Annotated in this window: 19 protein-coding genes; 12 read left to right on the forward strand and 7 right to left on the reverse strand. The window is 35.6% G+C overall.

Features of this window, described 5'->3' with window-relative positions:
* Window positions 1–338: 338 nt before the first annotated feature.
* On the forward strand, window positions 339–935 hold the full coding sequence (locus DM800_RS10050; protein ID WP_046953695.1) for a DedA family protein: 597 nt from the start codon (window positions 339–341) through the stop codon (window positions 933–935).
* An 8-nt stretch (window positions 936–943) separates the two neighbouring features.
* Here the strand turns inward: DM800_RS10050 and DM800_RS10055 are convergent, their stop codons facing one another.
* The 3 genes from DM800_RS10055 to DM800_RS10065 all read right to left on the reverse strand — a co-directional run bounded on the left by DM800_RS10055 (window position 944) and on the right by DM800_RS10065 (window position 2,234).
* Entirely contained in the window at window positions 944–1,372 is a 429-nt protein-coding gene (locus DM800_RS10055) for an EamA family transporter (RefSeq protein ID WP_000100305.1), read from the reverse strand.
* Window positions 1,373–1,516: 144 nt separating this feature from the next.
* Entirely contained in the window at window positions 1,517–1,663 is a 147-nt protein-coding gene (locus DM800_RS10060; protein ID WP_000817786.1) for a BH0509 family protein, read from the reverse strand.
* A gap of 154 nt (window positions 1,664–1,817) precedes the next feature.
* The gene (locus tag DM800_RS10065; RefSeq protein WP_000550224.1) at window positions 1,818–2,234 is read right to left on the reverse strand and encodes a pyridoxamine 5'-phosphate oxidase family protein; all 417 of its coding nucleotides are present in this window, start codon (window positions 2,232–2,234) and stop codon (window positions 1,818–1,820) included.
* Window positions 2,235–2,413: 179 nt separating this feature from the next.
* Here DM800_RS10065 and cax point away from each other — a divergent pair, with 179 nt between their 5' ends.
* Together cax and DM800_RS10075 are read left to right on the forward strand one after the other, a co-directional pair.
* Window positions 2,414–3,469 (forward strand): calcium/proton exchanger, encoded by a 1,056-nt coding sequence (cax, locus tag DM800_RS10070; protein ID WP_000482128.1) that lies wholly within the window; start codon window positions 2,414–2,416, stop codon window positions 3,467–3,469.
* A gap of 81 nt (window positions 3,470–3,550) precedes the next feature.
* Window positions 3,551–4,348, forward strand: coding sequence for a YfkD famly protein (locus tag DM800_RS10075; protein ID WP_033662157.1), 798 nt, complete (start codon window positions 3,551–3,553; stop codon window positions 4,346–4,348).
* A 118-nt stretch (window positions 4,349–4,466) separates the two neighbouring features.
* Here DM800_RS10075 and yfkAB read toward each other — a convergent pair whose 3' ends face one another.
* The gene (gene yfkAB, locus DM800_RS10080) at window positions 4,467–5,594 is read right to left on the reverse strand and encodes a radical SAM/CxCxxxxC motif protein YfkAB (protein WP_147786811.1); all 1,128 of its coding nucleotides are present in this window, start codon (window positions 5,592–5,594) and stop codon (window positions 4,467–4,469) included.
* A gap of 213 nt (window positions 5,595–5,807) precedes the next feature.
* On the opposite strand from yfkAB, the gene DM800_RS10085 reads away from it, so the two are divergent.
* The 6 genes from DM800_RS10085 (at window position 5,808) to truA (ending at window position 11,733) form a co-directional block, all read left to right on the forward strand.
* Window positions 5,808–5,990: an SE1561 family protein gene (locus DM800_RS10085; RefSeq protein ID WP_000513547.1), complete on the forward strand. Its 183-nt coding sequence runs from the start codon at window positions 5,808–5,810 to the stop codon at window positions 5,988–5,990.
* Between the two features lie 206 nt (window positions 5,991–6,196).
* A complete protein-coding gene (fumA, locus tag DM800_RS10090; RefSeq protein WP_000413499.1) occupies window positions 6,197–7,717 on the forward strand; it encodes a class I fumarate hydratase in 1,521 nt (506 codons plus the stop codon).
* Window positions 7,718–7,843: 126 nt separating this feature from the next.
* On the forward strand, window positions 7,844–8,626 hold the full coding sequence (gene pdaA / locus DM800_RS10095; protein WP_060486931.1) for a delta-lactam-biosynthetic de-N-acetylase: 783 nt from the start codon (window positions 7,844–7,846) through the stop codon (window positions 8,624–8,626).
* A gap of 59 nt (window positions 8,627–8,685) precedes the next feature.
* The gene (locus DM800_RS10100; protein ID WP_147786812.1) at window positions 8,686–9,549 is read left to right on the forward strand and encodes a DNA-3-methyladenine glycosylase family protein; all 864 of its coding nucleotides are present in this window, start codon (window positions 8,686–8,688) and stop codon (window positions 9,547–9,549) included.
* A gap of 10 nt (window positions 9,550–9,559) precedes the next feature.
* A complete protein-coding gene (gene rlmD / locus DM800_RS10105) occupies window positions 9,560–10,939 on the forward strand; it encodes a 23S rRNA (uracil(1939)-C(5))-methyltransferase RlmD (protein WP_147786813.1) in 1,380 nt (459 codons plus the stop codon).
* Window positions 10,940–10,995: 56 nt separating this feature from the next.
* A complete protein-coding gene (gene truA, locus DM800_RS10110) occupies window positions 10,996–11,733 on the forward strand; it encodes a tRNA pseudouridine(38-40) synthase TruA (protein WP_075313210.1) in 738 nt (245 codons plus the stop codon).
* Window positions 11,734–11,822: 89 nt separating this feature from the next.
* On the opposite strand, the gene DM800_RS10115 is transcribed toward truA, so the two are convergent.
* Entirely contained in the window at window positions 11,823–12,020 is a 198-nt protein-coding gene (locus DM800_RS10115; RefSeq protein WP_000063921.1) for a hypothetical protein, read from the reverse strand.
* Between the two features lie 106 nt (window positions 12,021–12,126).
* Window positions 12,127–13,530, reverse strand: a complete 1,404-nt coding sequence (locus DM800_RS10120) for a sigma-54 interaction domain-containing protein (protein WP_088061645.1) — start codon at window positions 13,528–13,530, stop codon at window positions 12,127–12,129.
* Between the two features lie 274 nt (window positions 13,531–13,804).
* Between DM800_RS10120 and DM800_RS10125 the strand changes: the two genes are divergently transcribed.
* The 3 genes from DM800_RS10125 (at window position 13,805) to DM800_RS10135 (ending at window position 16,963) form a co-directional block, all read left to right on the forward strand.
* Window positions 13,805–14,059, forward strand: a complete 255-nt coding sequence (locus DM800_RS10125) for a biotin/lipoyl-containing protein (protein WP_000784766.1) — start codon at window positions 13,805–13,807, stop codon at window positions 14,057–14,059.
* A 99-nt stretch (window positions 14,060–14,158) separates the two neighbouring features.
* Complete coding sequence (locus DM800_RS10130; RefSeq protein WP_000969239.1) at window positions 14,159–15,580, forward strand: amino acid permease; 1,422 nt, start codon at window positions 14,159–14,161, stop codon at window positions 15,578–15,580.
* A 60-nt stretch (window positions 15,581–15,640) separates the two neighbouring features.
* Complete coding sequence (locus tag DM800_RS10135) at window positions 15,641–16,963, forward strand: acetylornithine deacetylase (RefSeq protein WP_142343587.1); 1,323 nt, start codon at window positions 15,641–15,643, stop codon at window positions 16,961–16,963.
* Between the two features lie 99 nt (window positions 16,964–17,062).
* Here the strand turns inward: DM800_RS10135 and DM800_RS10140 are convergent, their stop codons facing one another.
* Window positions 17,063–17,716, reverse strand: a complete 654-nt coding sequence (locus DM800_RS10140; protein WP_001123723.1) for a DUF1232 domain-containing protein — start codon at window positions 17,714–17,716, stop codon at window positions 17,063–17,065.
* Window positions 17,717–17,739 lie beyond the last annotated feature (23 nt).

Genomic DNA, 17,739 nt, shown 5'->3' on the forward strand with positions numbered 1-17,739 from the left:
TTGCGAAAAGTAACTTTCCTTTATTGTAACAAAAAAACAAGCATATGAATTTTTATTTTTTAATCCCACTATTTACAGATAATAAGACTAGCACTTTAAAAAGCGGTGAATACAAGGGAAGTAGGAGGGAGTCGGGCGCACAATTGGTGTGTGCTAAAAATTAGTGAGGATGAACAAATCACCACTGATTAATGGTTCACTTTCTTCCTGCTAAAGGAATGGATAGAAGTAGAGTTCATTATAAAAACAATGTATAGTGAATATGTATACCATGTTTGTCTGAAAGATAGAAAGGGCACAATGTGGAATAACGATCGTGCATAGGATGTGTTTTCCGAATGGAACAACATATTGGCGAGTTAATCGCGCATTATGGGTATTTTGGAATTATTATAGCGTTGGCCGGTGGAATTGTTGGATTACCGATACCAGACGAGTTTTTATTGACCTTCGTTGGTTATAATGTTTCTAAAGGAGTTATGTCAGGAACTGCTGCTTTTTTAAGCGGGATGGCTGGTGCGATGTTAGGTATTACACTAAGCTACATATTAGGTTTAAAACTTGGACTCCCTGTTTTAAAAAAATATGGACCGAAGATTAGAATTAAAGAACATCACATTGAAAAAACGCATATTTTATTTGAAAAATATGGACCATTTCTTTTAATGATTGGTTACTTTATCCCGGGAGTACGTCATTTAACAGCATATTTTGCTGGGATGTCGAATTTAACACTTTGGCGTTTTTGTTTGTACGCTTACGGTGGTGCGCTTATTTGGATAAGTGTTTTTATTGGACTTGGCTGGAAGTTAGGAGAGAAGTGGCGTTTCGTTGAGTATAGCCTACATCATTACGGAGTATGGATTTTATTCATTTCAGTAGTTGTTACATGTATTGTATGGTTTTATATAAAGAAAAAGAAAAACCGCTATTAGCGGTTTTTTTAGCTGAAAGCAATAAATAATACACCAGCTGTAATAAAGACTACACCAACGCCAGTCATAAAGTTTAACTTTTCACCGAGTATAATCATCGCGAGGATGATAGAAAATACGACGCTTAATTTATCGATAGGAGCCACTTGTGAGACTTTCCCTGTTTTGAGGGCAAGAAAATAAAATAGCCATGACGAAGCACCTGCAACCCCACTTAATGTGATAAAGAGCAGTGCTTTTTTATTTAGCAGTACGTCGCCGATATTTTGAAATTTACCTTGGATAATAATAACGCCCACCATAAATAATGCCATAATAATAGAACGAACCGTTGTTGCAACATTGGCATCGATTCCATCTAAACCAATCTTTCCGAAAATAGATACAAGGGCAGCAGCGATTGCTGATAATAGTGCGAATAAGAGCCATGAACTCATAGTAAAATTCCTCCAATCTTACATTATTATACATGAAAACCATTCTCACGTATAAAGCGAAACTTTAATCAGTGGGATTTTACCGCTCCGCAAATAACGAAATAATCCCCACCTTATATTTCTAATAAGGTGGGGATTATTATACTACTCTGCAATTTCTTCATACAAAAAGTACGTTACATTATAAATATGTTCTACTTCATCGTCTGTCATAAACAATAATTCATCACGCTCAATCCCTTTTTTCTTTTCAATAAACTCAATCATGTTTTTGCGTTCTTCTCTTTTCATCAATTTGATTTCTCCTCTCAATCTGTTTTAATACAGTTTATTTAAGTTACTGCTATTATATAACAGAATCTTTAGAAAGTTCCACCTATTTTATTGTTTTTTTCAGAAGAACTTTTCGACAAAACAAGCCCACCTAAAGGGGGCTTGTTTTATTTTATAGTCGTAAAAACTCGGGCTCCGTCGTACCAGCACCATCGATGTAATAAATTGTGTCGGGATTGATTTTTATTAATACGTAATTAGGGTCTTCAGGACCAAGTAACCAGCGTTTTAAGCTATTATTCCAAAACTTGTTTTTTAATGTGGAGTCTTCCTCGATGGAGGCTAAGCCTTCAACTTCAATATAATCTTCATCTAATTTTTTTCCTTCACGTCCAAGTAGTACATGTACATTTGGATTGTTTTCGATATCTGTTATCTTTTTTGATTTCCGATCTGTTGCAACATATAACACAAAATCTTCGTGGAAAAACATCATAAAGGTACTATGAGGTTTATTTTCACGTACAGTAGATAATACACCAGTTCGTTGACCGCAAATAATAGTTTCAATTTTTTCTTTTAAATGCATGCTTTTAACCCCTGTTCATAATTTATTGTTTTCTCCGTTTAAACAAGATAATTTAAATATCTTTTATACTGTTTTCTTCAATCCGATTTTTTAAACGTAATTGTGATGAAATCGGACAAGTTAGGAGAAGAATAATAATAATATCGAGGAGAAATACATACGATGGAAGGATGAAAAGCATGTTTAATAAAATATTTCTTATAGTAGCGCTGATCGGGGTACCACTTTCTGTACTTGGAAAAATGCTTCATTGGCCTCAAACAATTATGTTCGCTGTGTATTGCATTACTATTATCGCCTTAGCGGGTTTTATGGGGAGAGCGACAGAAAGTTTGGCAATTGTCTCTGGACCTAGAATAGGCGGATTATTAAATGCTACTTTTGGTAATGCTGTTGAACTAATTATTTCGATTTTTGCACTTCAGGCGGGATTAATTGAGGTTGTATTAGCCTCTTTAACGGGTTCTGTACTTGGGAATTTATTATTAGTAGGAGGGCTATCCTTCTTTATAGGAGGGCTTAAATACAAAAGACAAAGTTTTAATGTATATGATGCAAGGCATAATTCAGCTTTATTAATCTTTGCGGTAGTAGTAGCTTTTGTTATTCCAGAGATTTTTTCAATGAAGATGGATGCTGGAAAGACGTATCAATTAAGTATCGGTGTTTCTATCATTATGATTATTATGTACCTTGCTGCACTGCTATTTAAGCTCGTTACGCATCGTGGTGTATATCAGCATAAAACGGATGAAGTAGCTCATGAGGAAGAACCAGAGTGGTCGAAAGGTAAAGCGCTACTCATTTTAGCAATAGCGACAATTGCGGTAGCTTATGTGTCAGAGGCGCTTGTGCATACATTTGAGACCGTTGCAAAGTCATTTGGTTGGTCAGAGTTATTTATAGGGGTTATTATCGTTGCAATTGTTGGGAATGCAGCGGAACATGCATCTGCAATTATTATGGCGTATAAAAATAAAGTAAATATTGCAGTTGAAATTGCAGTCGGTTCTACGTTGCAAATTGCCATGTTTGTTGCTCCTGTATTAGTACTGCTTTCTATGTTCTTTGCACAAAGGATGCCTTTAGTATTTACAATACCAGAACTTGTTTCTATGATTACAGCTGTTTTCTTAACGATTGCGATTTCAAATGATGGAGATACAAATTGGTTTGAAGGCGGTACTTTATTAGCGGCGTATGTCATTATGGGAATTGGTTTTTATTTATTATGAAAAATAGGCATAACAATTGTATTGAGAGAAAACAATAAACAAAGTAGTATATATACCTTTACATAGGAAGGAGCCAGACAGGTGAAACGAGTATACAGCATATGTCTTTCAACTATGGTCTCGTTTATTCTATTATTTCCTAACATGAGTTTTGCAAAGACAACGGTAGAAACAAAAATGCCTTCATCTGTTTTAAATATTTCTAAAGACAATACGTTTCCAAATGATGCGCAAGATTTGCCGCGCTTACAACCGAGTAAGTTTGCTCAAGAACTATTGAAAACAGCAAATATTAAAATTGAAAATCCGGACTTAATTCGAATGTTTAATGAAACGACAATTTCGAATGCGCCGCTTGCGGTAGGGTACCGAGCGAAGATTTATCTAGGTCAATGGGCTTTAAATTATGAATCGGTTGATACGTCGATTAATTGGGAATATAAACAAGTAAATCGCAATGTGTACGATAATCGCGGAGGAGATCGCTTATATCCGCTACGCTATAAGCAAGAAACGCAAAAGACGGTTGAAGGTGATTTAACAGCAGATATGAAAAATACTGCGGATGTGAAAAAAATGATGCTTCTCAAAGCACTTGAAAAAGTACAATTGCCACTTTCATTTAAAACGACCATTGGTTATGGTACTGGACATGAGCGTGTGTATAATATTAGTCCGAGTCAACTTGGATATTTATACGCTTATACACCAGCAGTAAATGAAAAAGGAAAAGTAACATTTGGAGAAGTGTACCTTGTGTTAAAAGGAAATCAAAAGAGGCTTGTAGTAAAAAATATTACCTCACAAGGAATCGGAGCTGCTATTCCAATTCACGATCATTTGTATTTTAAATTCATTTCTTCTTCTCACTCGCAATAATATGAAAAAACGTCAGCTTATAAGCTGACGTTTTTATTTATCCCGCTATTTGTGGGCAATTGGTTCAACTAATAATCAGTGGGGAATGAACAAAACCCCCACTGATTAAAGTTGAACTTTAAAATGTTATGTTTGCTGTTTTTGATAAGAAGTTTTCTGTCGGATAGTAGCTATTTTTTACAAGAACATTTGGTCCAAGGCATTTTACTGCAGGACAATGACAGCTTAATGATTGTGCTGTTTTTGAAGCACTCCATTTGTCATACGCTTCTTGTAGTGTGTTTGTTTGTACGTTACCTAGAAGAGGAACGTCACCGAAATCAGTTACAATAATATTTCCATCGAAAATGTTGACGTTTAAACGAGAACGACCATCTGGATCGTTACGAACTGTTACATTTTTGCTTTCTTGTAATTTCTTAAATGTGGCGATGTCTCGCTCGTCATCGCTACAAGCGTAGAAAGGTAAAGTTCCAAATAACATCCATACATTTTCATCGCGAATTTCTAGTAAATGCTCAATTGCATCTCGAATTTCAGCTTTTGTTAAGATCTCTAGATTACTCGCGAAGTCACTTGGATACATTGGATGAACTTCATGACGTTTACAGCCCATCTCTTCGACAATTTGACGATGAATATGTTCAATATGCGGTAGAGTCCTTTTGTTTAACATCGTTTCGGCTGATACGAGTACACCTGCATCTGATAGAGCTTTACTATTTGTAATCATTCGTTCAAATAATTTTGCACGTTGTTCATAAGTAGGTTTACGTTCCATCATTGCAAATCCACCTTCAACGAAGTCATCAATTGTTCCCCAGTTATGAGATATATGCAATACGTCTAAATAAGGAATAATTTGTTCGTAACGTGCTAAATCTATAGTTAAGTTTGAGTTGATTTGAGTGCGAACGCCTCGTTCATGAGCGTATTTTAAGAGTGGTGTTACATAGTTGTCGACGGATTTCTTTGAAAGCATTGGTTCTCCGCCAGTAATACTTAAAGAACGTAAATGAGGAATCTCATCTAATCGTTTTAATAAAAGTTCCATAGGAAGCGGATTTGGATCTTTCGGCTGTAATGTGTAACCAACAGCACAATGCTCGCAACGCATATTGCATAACGTTGTCGTTGTAAACTCAACGTTTGTTAATAGTAGTTTGCCGTACTCTTCAAGGTCCATATACGCTTCCCATGGATCGTAAGAAGGAGTAATCGGCTTCATTTTTTGTGATATCGTCATATGAAATACTCCTTTGACTATTGAAATAACAATTTGTCCATTCTCTATAATAGAAGAATATGTACTTTTTATAAAGTGAAACTTTTTTGTGAAAAAAGAGAGAGGGCTTACATTTGAATGAATGGCTGTGACAAAATTGATGAAATTTCATGCCCATAGCAATCATTTTTGCGGTATAATAAAAGCATCTCGAATTAAAAGGAGAGTGCCTTCATGGGAAAAGCAATTGAAGATAAAGATTCACAACTAGTATATTTAAAAGAACGTTTAAATATGTTCATTGAAGTAATTGATACAATTGAACCTGAAGAAGTAGAGTTAGAAGATGTAGATCGTCTTCTTGCGATGTTAGATGAATTAGAATTAAAATGTGAGCAATTTAAAAAAGACGAATAATATATTAAAAAGGCTGCCAATGCAAAATTGGCAGCCTTTTTCTGTATGGATAATAGAAGGACGGTAGAAAAAAAGGTATAATCAAGTTGTGAAAAATTTCATTTATGCTTTAATAGCGTGAAACAAATAAAAAGCTGAAGAGCATAACGATGGAATTTTCAGCTCATAACGTTTTGGTAGCGTTCACAATTGAGGGGGAAGTAACAATGGAAAAGCTTCAAGAAAGCATGTATCAACTAATTGTTGAAACGTCAACGAACTTACCGAAAGATGTTCGTCGTGCGATTCAACAAGCGAAAGAACGAGAAAATGCAGGGACTCGTTCTGCGATGGCACTTGGCACAATTACGAATAATATTAAAATGGCTGATGATAACATCTCGCCAATTTGCCAAGATACAGGGATGCCAACGTTTAAAATTTATACACCAGTTGGTGTGAATCAATTACATTTGAAGGAAGCGATCTATAATGCGCTTGAGCGGGCGACAAAAGATGGTAAACTTCGTCCCAATTCTGTTGATTCTCTTTTTGGAGACAATAGTGGAAATAATTTAGGACCAGGTACACCGGTTATTAAGTTTGAACAATGGGAAAAAGATTATATTGATGCACGCTTAATCCTAAAGGGTGGTGGCTGTGAGAATAAAAATATTCAGTATAGCTTACCGTGTGAATTAGAAGGACTTGGACGCGCTGGCCGTGATTTAGAAGGGATTCGTAAATGCCTTCTTCATGCTGTATATCAAGCGCAAGGTCAAGGCTGTAGTGCAGGTGTAATTGGTGTTGGTATCGGGGGAGACCGCACATCAGGTTACGAATTAGCAAAAAATCAATTATTCCGTACATTAGATGATGTCAATCCAGTACCAGAGTTACAAAAACTTGAAGAGTACGTATTAGAAAATGCGAATAAGCTGGGCATTGGTACGATGGGATTTGGCGGAGAAACAACTTTACTTGGTTGTAAAATTGGCGTGTATAATCGTCTGCCAGCTAGTTTCTACGTATCTGTTGCGTATAATTGCTGGGCATATCGCCGCCTTGGCGTAACAATCCATCCTGAAACAGGTGAAATTATGGATTGGCTATATCAAGAAGGTGAGGATACACTTCAGCAAGAAGCGCAAGAAAAAACAGAGCAACGTGAGATTGTATTACAAGCACCAATTACAGAAGAGCAAATTCGTGAACTTCGCGTTGGTGATGTTGTAACAATTAATGGCATGATGTATACAGGTCGTGACGCAATCCATAAGCATTTAATGGATAACGATTGTCCAGTAGATTTAAAAGGACAAGTTATTTATCACTGTGGTCCAGTTGTCGTGAAAGATGAAAATGAAAACTGGCAAATTAAAGCGGCAGGTCCAACGACAAGTATTCGTGAAGAACCGTACCAAGGCGATATTATGAAGAAATTCGGTATTCGCGCTGTCATTGGAAAAGGTGGTATGGGTGCAAAAACATTAGCGGCTTTAGAAGAGCACGGTGGTGTATATTTAAATGCAATTGGCGGTGCAGCGCAATATTATGCCGAATGTATTAAAGAAGTAAAAGATGTTGATTTCTTACAATTTGGTATTCCAGAGGCAATGTGGCATTTACGTATCGAAGGATTTAAAGCAGTTGTAACGATGGATTCTCATGGTAATAGCTTACATGCAGATGTTGATAAAACATCACTTGAAAAATTAGCTAGCTTTAAAGAGCCAGTATTTAAGTAAACAAAAATGCATCTCGAATGATTCGAGATGCATTTTTTTGGTATATATAGAAAAACATGTTCAGCATGAAAGAATGCACGGCAACAGAAACTACAAGTACGATTATATATGGAAAGGAGACTATTTATGAAATATAAATGGTTATATATCGGTCTCATTTTTTCAATTATGATGGCACTTGTTCCAGTTTCAGCATTAGCTTATACAAATACTCCACATAACTGGGGAATCCCGCGTCCTAAAAATGAAACAGTACCAGATGCAGGAAAGTTATACACAGATTTACTACAAAAAAATGGTGGGTTTTATTTAGGGGATGCAAAGAAAAAAGATATTTATTTAACATTCGATAATGGGTACGAGAATGGATACACAGGGAAAATCTTAGATGTATTAAAAGAGAAAAAAGTACCGGCAACTTTCTTTGTAACGGGTCATTATATTAAAACCCAAAAAGATTTGTTATTAAGAATGAAGAATGAAGGACATATTATTGGAAATCATTCGTGGAGTCATCCTGATTTTACAACGGTAAATGATGCGAAACTTCGTGAAGAATTAACGAGTGTAACGGAAGAGATTAAAAAAGTAACTGGGCAAAAAGAAGTAAAATATGTACGTCCGCCGCGCGGCGTATTTAGTGAAAGAACGTTGGCTCTTACGAAAGAAATGGGCTATTATAATGTATTTTGGTCACTTGCATTTTTGGATTGGAAAGTGGACGAGCAAAGAGGATGGCAATATGCACATAATAATGTAATGACGATGATTCATCCAGGATCTGTTTTATTACTTCATGCAATATCAAAAGATAATGCAGAAGCACTTGCGAAAATCATTGATGATTTGCGCGAGAAAGGGTATCATTTTAAAAGTCTAGATGACTTAGTAAAAAGCAATCAACCGTAAGCATGTATGCTTGCGGTTTTCTCATGCTATAATGATGTGTAAAAAGGATGGGGAAACGTATGTGGAGCGAACATGTTACGTTAGAGTATCCGTATCATTTTGAAGAGGTATTAAAACGTTTATCTTTTGATCCTCTTAACGTCATTCAATTAGATGAGAAAGTCATTTATGTCCCGCTTTGTATAGAAGAGGAACAGATTGTTGTTCGCTTGCAAGGGATTGGTACTGTTCAAAATCCACAGTTTTGGATCTCTAGTCAGGCAGGAGATCAAGAGAAAGTCATGAAACGAATGAGGGCCATTTTTCATTGGAATGAAACGTTTCAAGATATACAAAATCATTTTTTAAACACATCATTACGTCCACTATTTGAAACATATGCTTATACTCCAATTATTTTAGAGTTTGATTATTTTGCTTGTCTTCTTCGCTGTATCATTCATCAACAAATAAATTTGAAATTTGCTACTGTGTTAACAGAACAGTTTGTGAAACGATATGGAACAGAGAAGAACGGTGTATTCTTTTTCCCCACTCCAGAAATAGTAGCAAATATTTCAATAGAAGAATTGAGGGAGCAGAAGTTTAGTCAGCGAAAGGCTGAATATATAGTAGGGTTAGGTCGAAGTATTGTCAGCGGTACATTAAATTTAGCGAGTATAGAAACCAGGGCGGATGAAGAGGTTTCCGCACAATTGTTACCAATTAGGGGGATTGGTACATGGACAGTGCAAAATTTTTTAATGTTCGGGCTTGGACGGAAAAATATGTTTCCGAAAGCGGACATTGGGATTCAGCGTGCAGTGCAAGGTGTATTTCAATTAGATGATAAACCTGATGATGCATTTTTAGAAAAAGTGAAACAAGAGTGTGAACCATACTGCAGTTATGCAGCGTTATATTTATGGAAAAGTATAGAGTAGAGGTGTAATAATGATACAAAAGCAACATGAGAGTAAGTTGGAAGTTGGTCAAACGTTTCCTGTGACAATTAAACGTCTTGGGATTAACGGAGAAGGCGTTGGTTATTTTAAGAGACAAGTTGTTTTCATTCCAGGGGCATTACCAGGAGAAGAAGTTGTTGCTGAAACAACGAAAATTCAGCGTGGCTTCGCTGAAGCGAAAGTGAAAAAAGTTCGTAAAGCTTCACCACATCGTGTGAAAGCACCATGTCCGGTATATGAAGAGTGTGGCGGTTGTCAGCTGCAACATTTAGATTATAAAGAACAATTAAATCAAAAGCGTGATATCGTCGTACAAGCATTCGAGAAGTATATGAACAACAGCTTGGAAGAAAAAATTCGTCCAACGCTTGGTATGGAAAAACCATGGCATTATCGTAATAAGAGTCAATTACAAGTGGGACGTAAAGACGAAAAGGTTATTACAGGGCTGTATAAGCAAAATTCACATCAGTTAATTGATATTGCTCACTGTATGATTCAACATAAAGCAACGAATGAAGCGACAAAAGTTGTAAGACGTATATTAGAAAAATTAAATGTTTCTATTTACAATGAGAAAAAACAAAAAGGTTTAGTACGCACAATTGTGACACGTACTGCAGTTCAAACAGGGGAAGTACAAGTTACACTTATTACAACAAAAGAAGAATTACCAAATAAAGATCAATTTATCGCAGAAGTACAAAAACAGATGCCAGCTGTTAAATCAATTATGCAAAACGTAAACTGGCGTAAAACATCTGTTATTTTCGGTGATAAAACATTTAAATTAGCTGGAAAAGAAGTAATTCAAGAAACACTAGGTGATTTATCATTTGAATTATCAGCACGTGCATTCTTCCAGTTAAATCCAGAACAAACAGTTGTTTTATACGATGAAGCGAAAAAAGCAGCTGCTTTAACAGGCGATGAGAAAATTGTAGATGCTTATTGTGGTGTTGGTACAATCGGTCTTTGGCTTGCAAATGATGCAGCGGAAGTACGTGGTATGGATGTAATTCCAGAAGCGATTGAAGATGCAAGAAAAAATGCGAAGCGTCACGGATTTACAAATACGAAATATGAAGCAGGTAAAGCTGAACAATGGTTACCGAAATGGGTAAAAGAAGGATGGCGTCCAGATGTAATTGTTGTCGATCCACCTCGTACAGGTTGCGATGATAAATTACTGGAAACAATTTTAAAAGTGAAACCAAAACAAGTTGTTTACGTATCTTGTAATCCTTCTTCATTAGCACGTGATGTACAAGCATTAATGAAGAGTTATGAAGTGGAATATGTACAACCAGTTGATATGTTCCCACATACAGCCCATGTAGAAAATGTAGTGAAGCTTGTTAGAAAGTAAAGTGTATTCATATTCCCTCACGATATGAGGGAATATTTTCTATGAAGGAGAGTAAAATGAATAATTATAAATTAACGATTCAGTACGATGGTGCACGTTTTAAAGGATGGCAACGTCTCGGTAATAACGATAATACAATTCAAGGAAAAATCGAGAGTGTCATATCTGAAATGATCGGAAAAGAAATTGAAATTATCGGTTGTAGTAGAACAGATGCGGGTGTACATGCTTTGAATCAAGTTGCTAACTTTCAAAGTGATGAGAAGTTAGTGGAACATAAAGTGAAAAAATATTTAAATCAATATTTACCCAACGATATTAGCATTACGAATGTAGAAGAAGTACAAGATCGCTTCCATGCCCGTTATAATTCTAAAGCAAAAACATATCTTTATAAAATTTGGAATGAAGAGCATACAAATCCATTTATGCGTAAATACAGCATGCATGTGAATAAAAAATTAAATGTGAAAAGCATGAAAGAAGCTGCGAAACATTTAGTTGGTTCACATGACTTTACTGCTTTTTCAAATGCGAAATCAAAGAAAAAGTCTATGGTTCGAGAAGTATATACACTTGAAGTGATGGAAGAAGCAGGATTTGTACAAATTAGAGTAAGTGGTAACGGATTCCTTCATAACATGGTACGAAAAATTGTTGGAGCATTAATTGAAGTTGGATTAGGACAATTAGATGCGGACGCAATCCCAAATATTTTAGAGGAAAAACAACGTAATCAAATTAATTGTCTTGCTGAGGCGAGTGGTTTGTATTTGGAGAATGTTGAATTTTAATAAACAATAAAAAAATCGAGCAATGTTGAATTTTAATAAACAATAAAAAAATCGAGCTTTGTAAGCTCGATTTTTTTATTGTTTTGGCATTAAGAAGATTTTTCTTTCTTCATACGTATCTTCAAATTCCAAAAAGCAGCAAGCATAATAGCTGCAAAGGAGCCGCTAATTGTTGCTAATAGTTTTGCATAAGGATAAGCATTCATATCAACTAGTAACATCATACATACAAGGGTAGGGAAGAAGGCTAAGTATTGTAATAACTTTAATTTGTTATCATTACTCATATATATCGTTCCTTTCTAGTATGTTATATGTTTATTGCAGCATATTTTCCCAATTTTCATTTGCGCTTGGAAGCGGATTCATCCTACATTTGATTAAAGTTTCATTTCATATGTGTAAATGCAATTTTTTAATTCGATATTGTAAGTTTTGCCTACTTAATCCTAAAAACTTTGCAGCCTGTGAGATATTACCGTGATACTCTGTCAGAATTTGATTGATGTAGTTCTTCTCCATTGTCTCTATTGTGTGCTTTAACGTTTTAGGTGCATCATCCTCGTTATTAGTTAGGGAAGGTTGCATATTGAATTCTTTTTTTATTTGTTCACGAAAGCGAGCGGGAAGATGAAACGCTGTAATGATATTTTCATCTTCAACTAAATTCATCGAACCTTCAATGATATGTTCCAATTCTCGTACGTTTCCAGGCCAATCATATGCATACAAGAATTCTCTTACATGTACATCTAGATCCGTTACGCCAAGTCCAAATTGAATGTTGTACTTTTCGATAAAGTGCTGCACAAGATCAGGAATATCTTCTTTTCGTTCACGTAAAGGCGGGAGACATAAAGTAACGACGCTTAATCGGTAATATAAGTCTTCCCGTAATCGATTATGTGTAATAGCTTCAAGAGGATCTTCATTAATAGTTGCTATAATACGAACATCAATTTCTTTTTCTTGTGTGCCTCCGATTCTTCGTATTGTTTTTTCTTGTATAGCTCGTAGTAACTTCGCTTGAAGTGCTGGACTTAATGAGTTGATCTCATCTAATAACAAAGTTCCTCCATTTGCTTCTTCAAATAAACCAGCTTTATCGATAGCTCCTGTAAATGCACCTCGGTTCGTACCAAATAATAAGCTTTCCATGAGTGTATCAGGTATAGCGGCACAGTTTTGTGAAATAAATGGTTTTGTTGAACGTTGACTTTCATTATGGATACTTTGTGCAAATAGTTCTTTACCGGTCCCTGTTTCTCCTACGAGAAGTATGGATGAGGATGTACGAATTACTCTCTTTGCTTCTGTAATGACAGATTGAATAGCATTAGAATCACCGATTATGTGATCAAAGGTAAACTTATTATTTTGTTTTCGAGAAAGGTTCGTTTTCATTGTTTGTTTGAAATGGCTAATCTCTGTTGAAATTTCAATAGCGCCTTTAATTTTTCCGTTTTCTATTATAGGGAAAGTATTGTTAATTGTTGTAATTTCTTGCCCTTTATTGTTAAAATACGTTTGTTTTATATTTTTGTTTGTTTTTCCTAATTTTAATGCCTCTATTAGAGTACTATTTTTATTTTCTTCAAATGCGAATACTTCTAAAGGACTTTTATATAGCACATCTGAGCGTTCCATTGATTCAATTTCCATCATTTTGCGGTTATAGATAATCGTTTTACTTTCCTCATTAATAATATGAATCCCGATATCGAGCTCATTGAGTAAAGTTTCATATAGCATATTCATTTCAATGATCTGTTTAAAATTAATTTCTTCTGTACGCATAGATTATCTTCTCCTCATTTCACCCTATGAAGACTGACTTTTTATAATTTTATTAAAATTCTTATAAAATCGCAAAATTTTTTTGCTATTTTCCCTTTAAAACTTCTCAAATGATAGAAAAATTTTGCGGTTATGAAGATTTTTTTTTGAGAAACCTTCATTTTAAATAGGAATTGGAGATTGGTACGCATTTTGCATAAATAATAGTTGAAATCTCTAAAGGAGGGATATGCAACGTTTCAGTACCGATTAATAAGAAGGAGGAGTTTATAAAGTGAAGATGGTTATAGAAGGCGTGTATAGTCCTTGTTACGGGAAAGTAGAGAAGTTATTTGTTACGGAAAGTTCTTACGTATACGAGTGGGAGAAATTAGCGTTAATTGAAACAATAGATAAACAGAAAGTAGAAATTAAAGTAGGAATCAGTGGATATATCGAATCATTAGAAGTAGTAGAAGGACAAGCTATCGCTGATAAAAAGTTATTAATAACAGTGAGGGATGATCTTTTAATAACAGGTAGTGATTGATACTATGTATTTTGCTCTTTTCAATAATTATTCTTATTATGAACATTTTTAAAAACGCTTACATGAAATGGGTTTCCAAAGTGAAAAGGGGGGATTTATATGATGGATCAAAACCAAGGGTTAAAAAGGGAATTGAAAAGCAGGCACATCTTTATGATTGCACTTGGAGGAGTTATTGGTACCGGTCTTTTTTTAGGATCTGGGTATACAATTCATGAAGCTGGGCCTGGAGGAGCGATTGTAGCGTATCTTGTTGGAGGATTTGTTATGTATTTAACGATGCTCTGTCTTGGAGAGTTAGCTGTTGCGATGCCTGACGCAGGATCTTATCAAACGTATGCTACAAAGCACATTTCCCCTGCAGCGGGTTATGTAGTCGGCTGGATGTCATGGCTAAACTGGTCTGCTACGATAGGTATTGAACTGATTGCAGTTAGTATTTTAATGAAACGATGGTTTCCTGATGTACCGTCATGGATTTGGTGTGTAGCGTTTGCGGTGCTTCTCTTTGCTATCAATGCGTTATCTTCAAGAAGTTTTGCAGAAGTTGAATTTTGGTTTGCAAGTATTAAAGTAATTACAATCATTGCATTTATTATTTTAGGCGGGGCAGCAATGTTTGGTTTTCTAGATATGAAAGGAAATGAACCAGCACCGATGTTCTCTAGCTTTACTGATTATGGTGGGTTGTTTCCAAATGGATTATCAGCCATTTTAATTACGATGATTGCAGTTAATTTTTCCTTCCAAGGAACGGAACTAGTTGGTATTGCAGCTGGAGAGAGTGAAAATCCAGAGAAAACGATTCCGAAGGCAATTAATAATACAGTTTGGCGTATACTTGTGTTCTTTGTATTATCTATTTTCATTCTTGCAGGCTTATTCCCTTGGCAGCAAGCGGGAGTGATAGAAAGTCCATTCGTAGTTGTATTTGATAAAATTGGTATTCCTTATGCAGCCGATATTATAAATTTCGTTATTATTACAGCGGTTCTATCCGTTGCGAATTCAGGATTATATGCAACTTCTCGTATGCTATGGTCTATGTCTAATCAAGGAATGATTAGTCCAATTTTCGGTAAGTTATCTAAAAATGGTGTTCCTATTTATGCATTGATTGTAAGTACAATTGTAGGTTGCCTTTCATTACTATCAGGTATTTATGCGGAAGATACAGTTTATTTATGGCTACTTTCTATTGCCGGGTTCGGGGCGATATTAGTTTGGGCATCTATTGCTCTATCTAACTTGTTGGCTAGAAGGTCATACATTAAGCAGGGCGGGGATGTGAAGGACTTGAAATTTAAAACACCGCTGTATCCATTCGTACCACTGCTTGCGTTAGTATTAAATGTAACAGTAATTGTTGGTATGGCTTTTATTCCAGAACAAAGAATGGCATTATATTGTGGTATTCCATTTATGATTGTTTGTTTACTGTTTTACCGTGCGACAAGAAATAAGGCACGTAAGGTAGAACATATTGAAAAAACAAATACAACAGAGGCAGAAAGTTTGTAAATATATTAGAAACTTATGCTAAAAAAAGAGACTGTAAAATTGTAAACAGTCTCTTTTTTTGTGACAATAAAGCTGGAAACATACTATGTATGCAAAGGGGAACTAGCGATGAATCAAGAAGTTTCACAGCTATTAGAACAGATTGATTTACGAAAAGATGAGTTACTAGAGCTTACAAAGATTTTAATTCGTTTTGAAACACCAGCACCGCCGGCGAGAAACACAAATGAGGCGCAAGAATTTGTTGCAGATTTTCTAAAAAAACGAAATTTTAGTGTTGATAAATGGGATGTATATCCGAATGATCCGAACGTTGTTGGGGTGAGAAAAGGGCTAGAAAGTGACACACATAAAAGTCTTATTATTAATGGACATGTGGATGTAGCAGAAGTATCGGTAGATGAAGCGTGGGAAACCAATCCGTTTGAGCCATTTATAAAAGATGGTTGGTTAGTTGGACGTGGTGCGGCGGATATGAAAGGAGGACTGGCTGGAGCACTATTTGCTATTCAACTGTTACAAGAAGCTGGAATTGAATTACCTGGAGATTTAATCTTTCAATCAGTAATTGGGGAAGAAGTTGGAGAAGCAGGTACACTTCAATGCTGCAAAAGAGGTTATGATGCTGATTTTGCAGTCGTAGTGGATACAAGTGATTTACATATGCAAGGACAGGGCGGCGTAATTACTGGATGGATTACTGTGAAAAGCCCCCAGACGTTTCATGATGCAACACGCAGGCAAATGATTCATGCTGGAGGACGTTTATTCGGAGCGAGTGCGATTGAAAAAATGATGAAAATTGTGCAAAGTTTACAAGAATTAGAGCGTCATTGGGCAGTTATGAAAACATATGAAGGTTATCCATCTGGAACAACAACAATTAACCCAGCTGTTATTGAAGGCGGACGGCATGCAGCATTTATTGCGGATGAGTGCCGGTTATGGATAACGGTGCACTTCTATCCGAATGAAACACATGAACAAATAATAAAAGAAATTGAAGAGTATATTGAGAAAGTAGCGGCTGCCGATCCATGGTTAAGTGAAAATCCACCACAATTTAAGTGGGGCGGAGAATCAATGATTGTGGATCGTGGCGAAATTTTCCCTTCTTTAGAAGTAGATAGTGAACATGAAGCAGTAAAAACTCTTAGCTCAGTACACGAATCAATTCTATCTAAAAATGCAATTTTAGATATGTCTGCAACGGTAACGGATGGTGGTTGGTTTAGTGAATTTCATATTCCAGCTGTTATTTACGGACCAGGTACATTAGAAGAAGCTCATTCAATAAATGAGAAAGTTGAAGTAGAACAGTTAATTAAATTTACAAAAGTAATAACAGCATTTATATATGAATGGTGTCACACGAAAAAATAGATTAGTGTGTTGAAATCGTACAGGTATGTATACTTGTACGATTTTTTAGTGAACTATTTCAGAGTTGAACAGAAACAACTGAAATAGTTCTTTATTTTTCTATGTTTTTCGTTTTAGTTCGATTAATTTTTCTTTCGCTAATTCAACAGCAATTGCATCATCTAAATAGCCAATTGGAAAGAGATAGTCGGGAATAATATCTGTCGATAAAATGAAATACAGTAATGCGCCTCCAAGAACTGCACGCTCTTCTTTTGAGATAGTTTCATTGCAAAATTGTTGATACATATCGGTTAATTGTTCAATAAAAGGACCAGCGCTATCAATTTGTTCTAATTTACTCGCGAAACTTTCATGAATACGTTTTTCACCTTCTGTTGTCTGAGCATAGCGTTCATAGTTTTCAAGTTCTTGTTTTACGCGAGTTGTTGTATAGTCAAAATCGAATAAGTTAGAGGATTGCAGCGTTTGCTGAATTGTATCAAGAGATGTGTACATATCCGTCTTTTCTTTATTAATGTGAGGAGAATCAGGATACATTTCATCAAATAACAATTGGGGTGGAACTTGCAAACATTCTGCAAATTTTTGTAGATGTTTTTGTTTTGGCGGTTGTTTACCATTCATAATTCTTGAGATTGTTGCGGGATCAATATTTGTATGCATTCCTAATTGACGCATGGATAAGGCACGTTCTTTTAAAAGTTTTTTTATTAGTGTACTAAGCCGCTCATTTGGGTTTTCTTTAGGCATAGTGAAGGCACTCCTTTTTTATT

The sequence above is a fragment of the Bacillus sp. AY18-3 genome (genome assembly GCF_008042305.1).
GTDB lineage: Bacteria > Bacillota > Bacilli > Bacillales > Bacillaceae_G > Bacillus_A > Bacillus_A wiedmannii.

Excerpts from the sequence above, each read along its gene's own strand:
- DM800_RS10050 (WP_046953695.1), top strand. The coding sequence starts at position 339 with ATGGAACAACATATTGGCGAGTTAATCGCGCATTATGGGTATTTTGGA.
- DM800_RS10055 (WP_000100305.1), bottom strand. The coding sequence starts at position 1,372 with ATGAGTTCATGGCTCTTATTCGCACTATTATCAGCAATCGCTGCTGCC.
- DM800_RS10060 (WP_000817786.1), bottom strand. The coding sequence starts at position 1,663 with ATGAAAAGAGAAGAACGCAAAAACATGATTGAGTTTATTGAAAAGAAA.
- DM800_RS10065 (WP_000550224.1), bottom strand. The coding sequence starts at position 2,234 with ATGCATTTAAAAGAAAAAATTGAAACTATTATTTGCGGTCAACGAACT.
- cax (WP_000482128.1), top strand. The coding sequence starts at position 2,414 with ATGTTTAATAAAATATTTCTTATAGTAGCGCTGATCGGGGTACCACTT.
- yfkAB (WP_147786811.1), bottom strand. The coding sequence starts at position 5,594 with ATGACGATATCACAAAAAATGAAGCCGATTACTCCTTCTTACGATCCA.
- DM800_RS10085 (WP_000513547.1), top strand. The coding sequence starts at position 5,808 with ATGGGAAAAGCAATTGAAGATAAAGATTCACAACTAGTATATTTAAAA.
- fumA (WP_000413499.1), top strand. The coding sequence starts at position 6,197 with ATGGAAAAGCTTCAAGAAAGCATGTATCAACTAATTGTTGAAACGTCA.
- pdaA (WP_060486931.1), top strand. The coding sequence starts at position 7,844 with ATGAAATATAAATGGTTATATATCGGTCTCATTTTTTCAATTATGATG.
- DM800_RS10100 (WP_147786812.1), top strand. The coding sequence starts at position 8,686 with ATGTGGAGCGAACATGTTACGTTAGAGTATCCGTATCATTTTGAAGAG.
- rlmD (WP_147786813.1), top strand. The coding sequence starts at position 9,560 with ATGATACAAAAGCAACATGAGAGTAAGTTGGAAGTTGGTCAAACGTTT.
- truA (WP_075313210.1), top strand. The coding sequence starts at position 10,996 with ATGAATAATTATAAATTAACGATTCAGTACGATGGTGCACGTTTTAAA.
- DM800_RS10115 (WP_000063921.1), bottom strand. The coding sequence starts at position 12,020 with ATGAGTAATGATAACAAATTAAAGTTATTACAATACTTAGCCTTCTTC.
- DM800_RS10120 (WP_088061645.1), bottom strand. The coding sequence starts at position 13,530 with ATGCGTACAGAAGAAATTAATTTTAAACAGATCATTGAAATGAATATG.
- DM800_RS10130 (WP_000969239.1), top strand. The coding sequence starts at position 14,159 with ATGATGGATCAAAACCAAGGGTTAAAAAGGGAATTGAAAAGCAGGCAC.
- DM800_RS10140 (WP_001123723.1), bottom strand. The coding sequence starts at position 17,716 with ATGCCTAAAGAAAACCCAAATGAGCGGCTTAGTACACTAATAAAAAAA.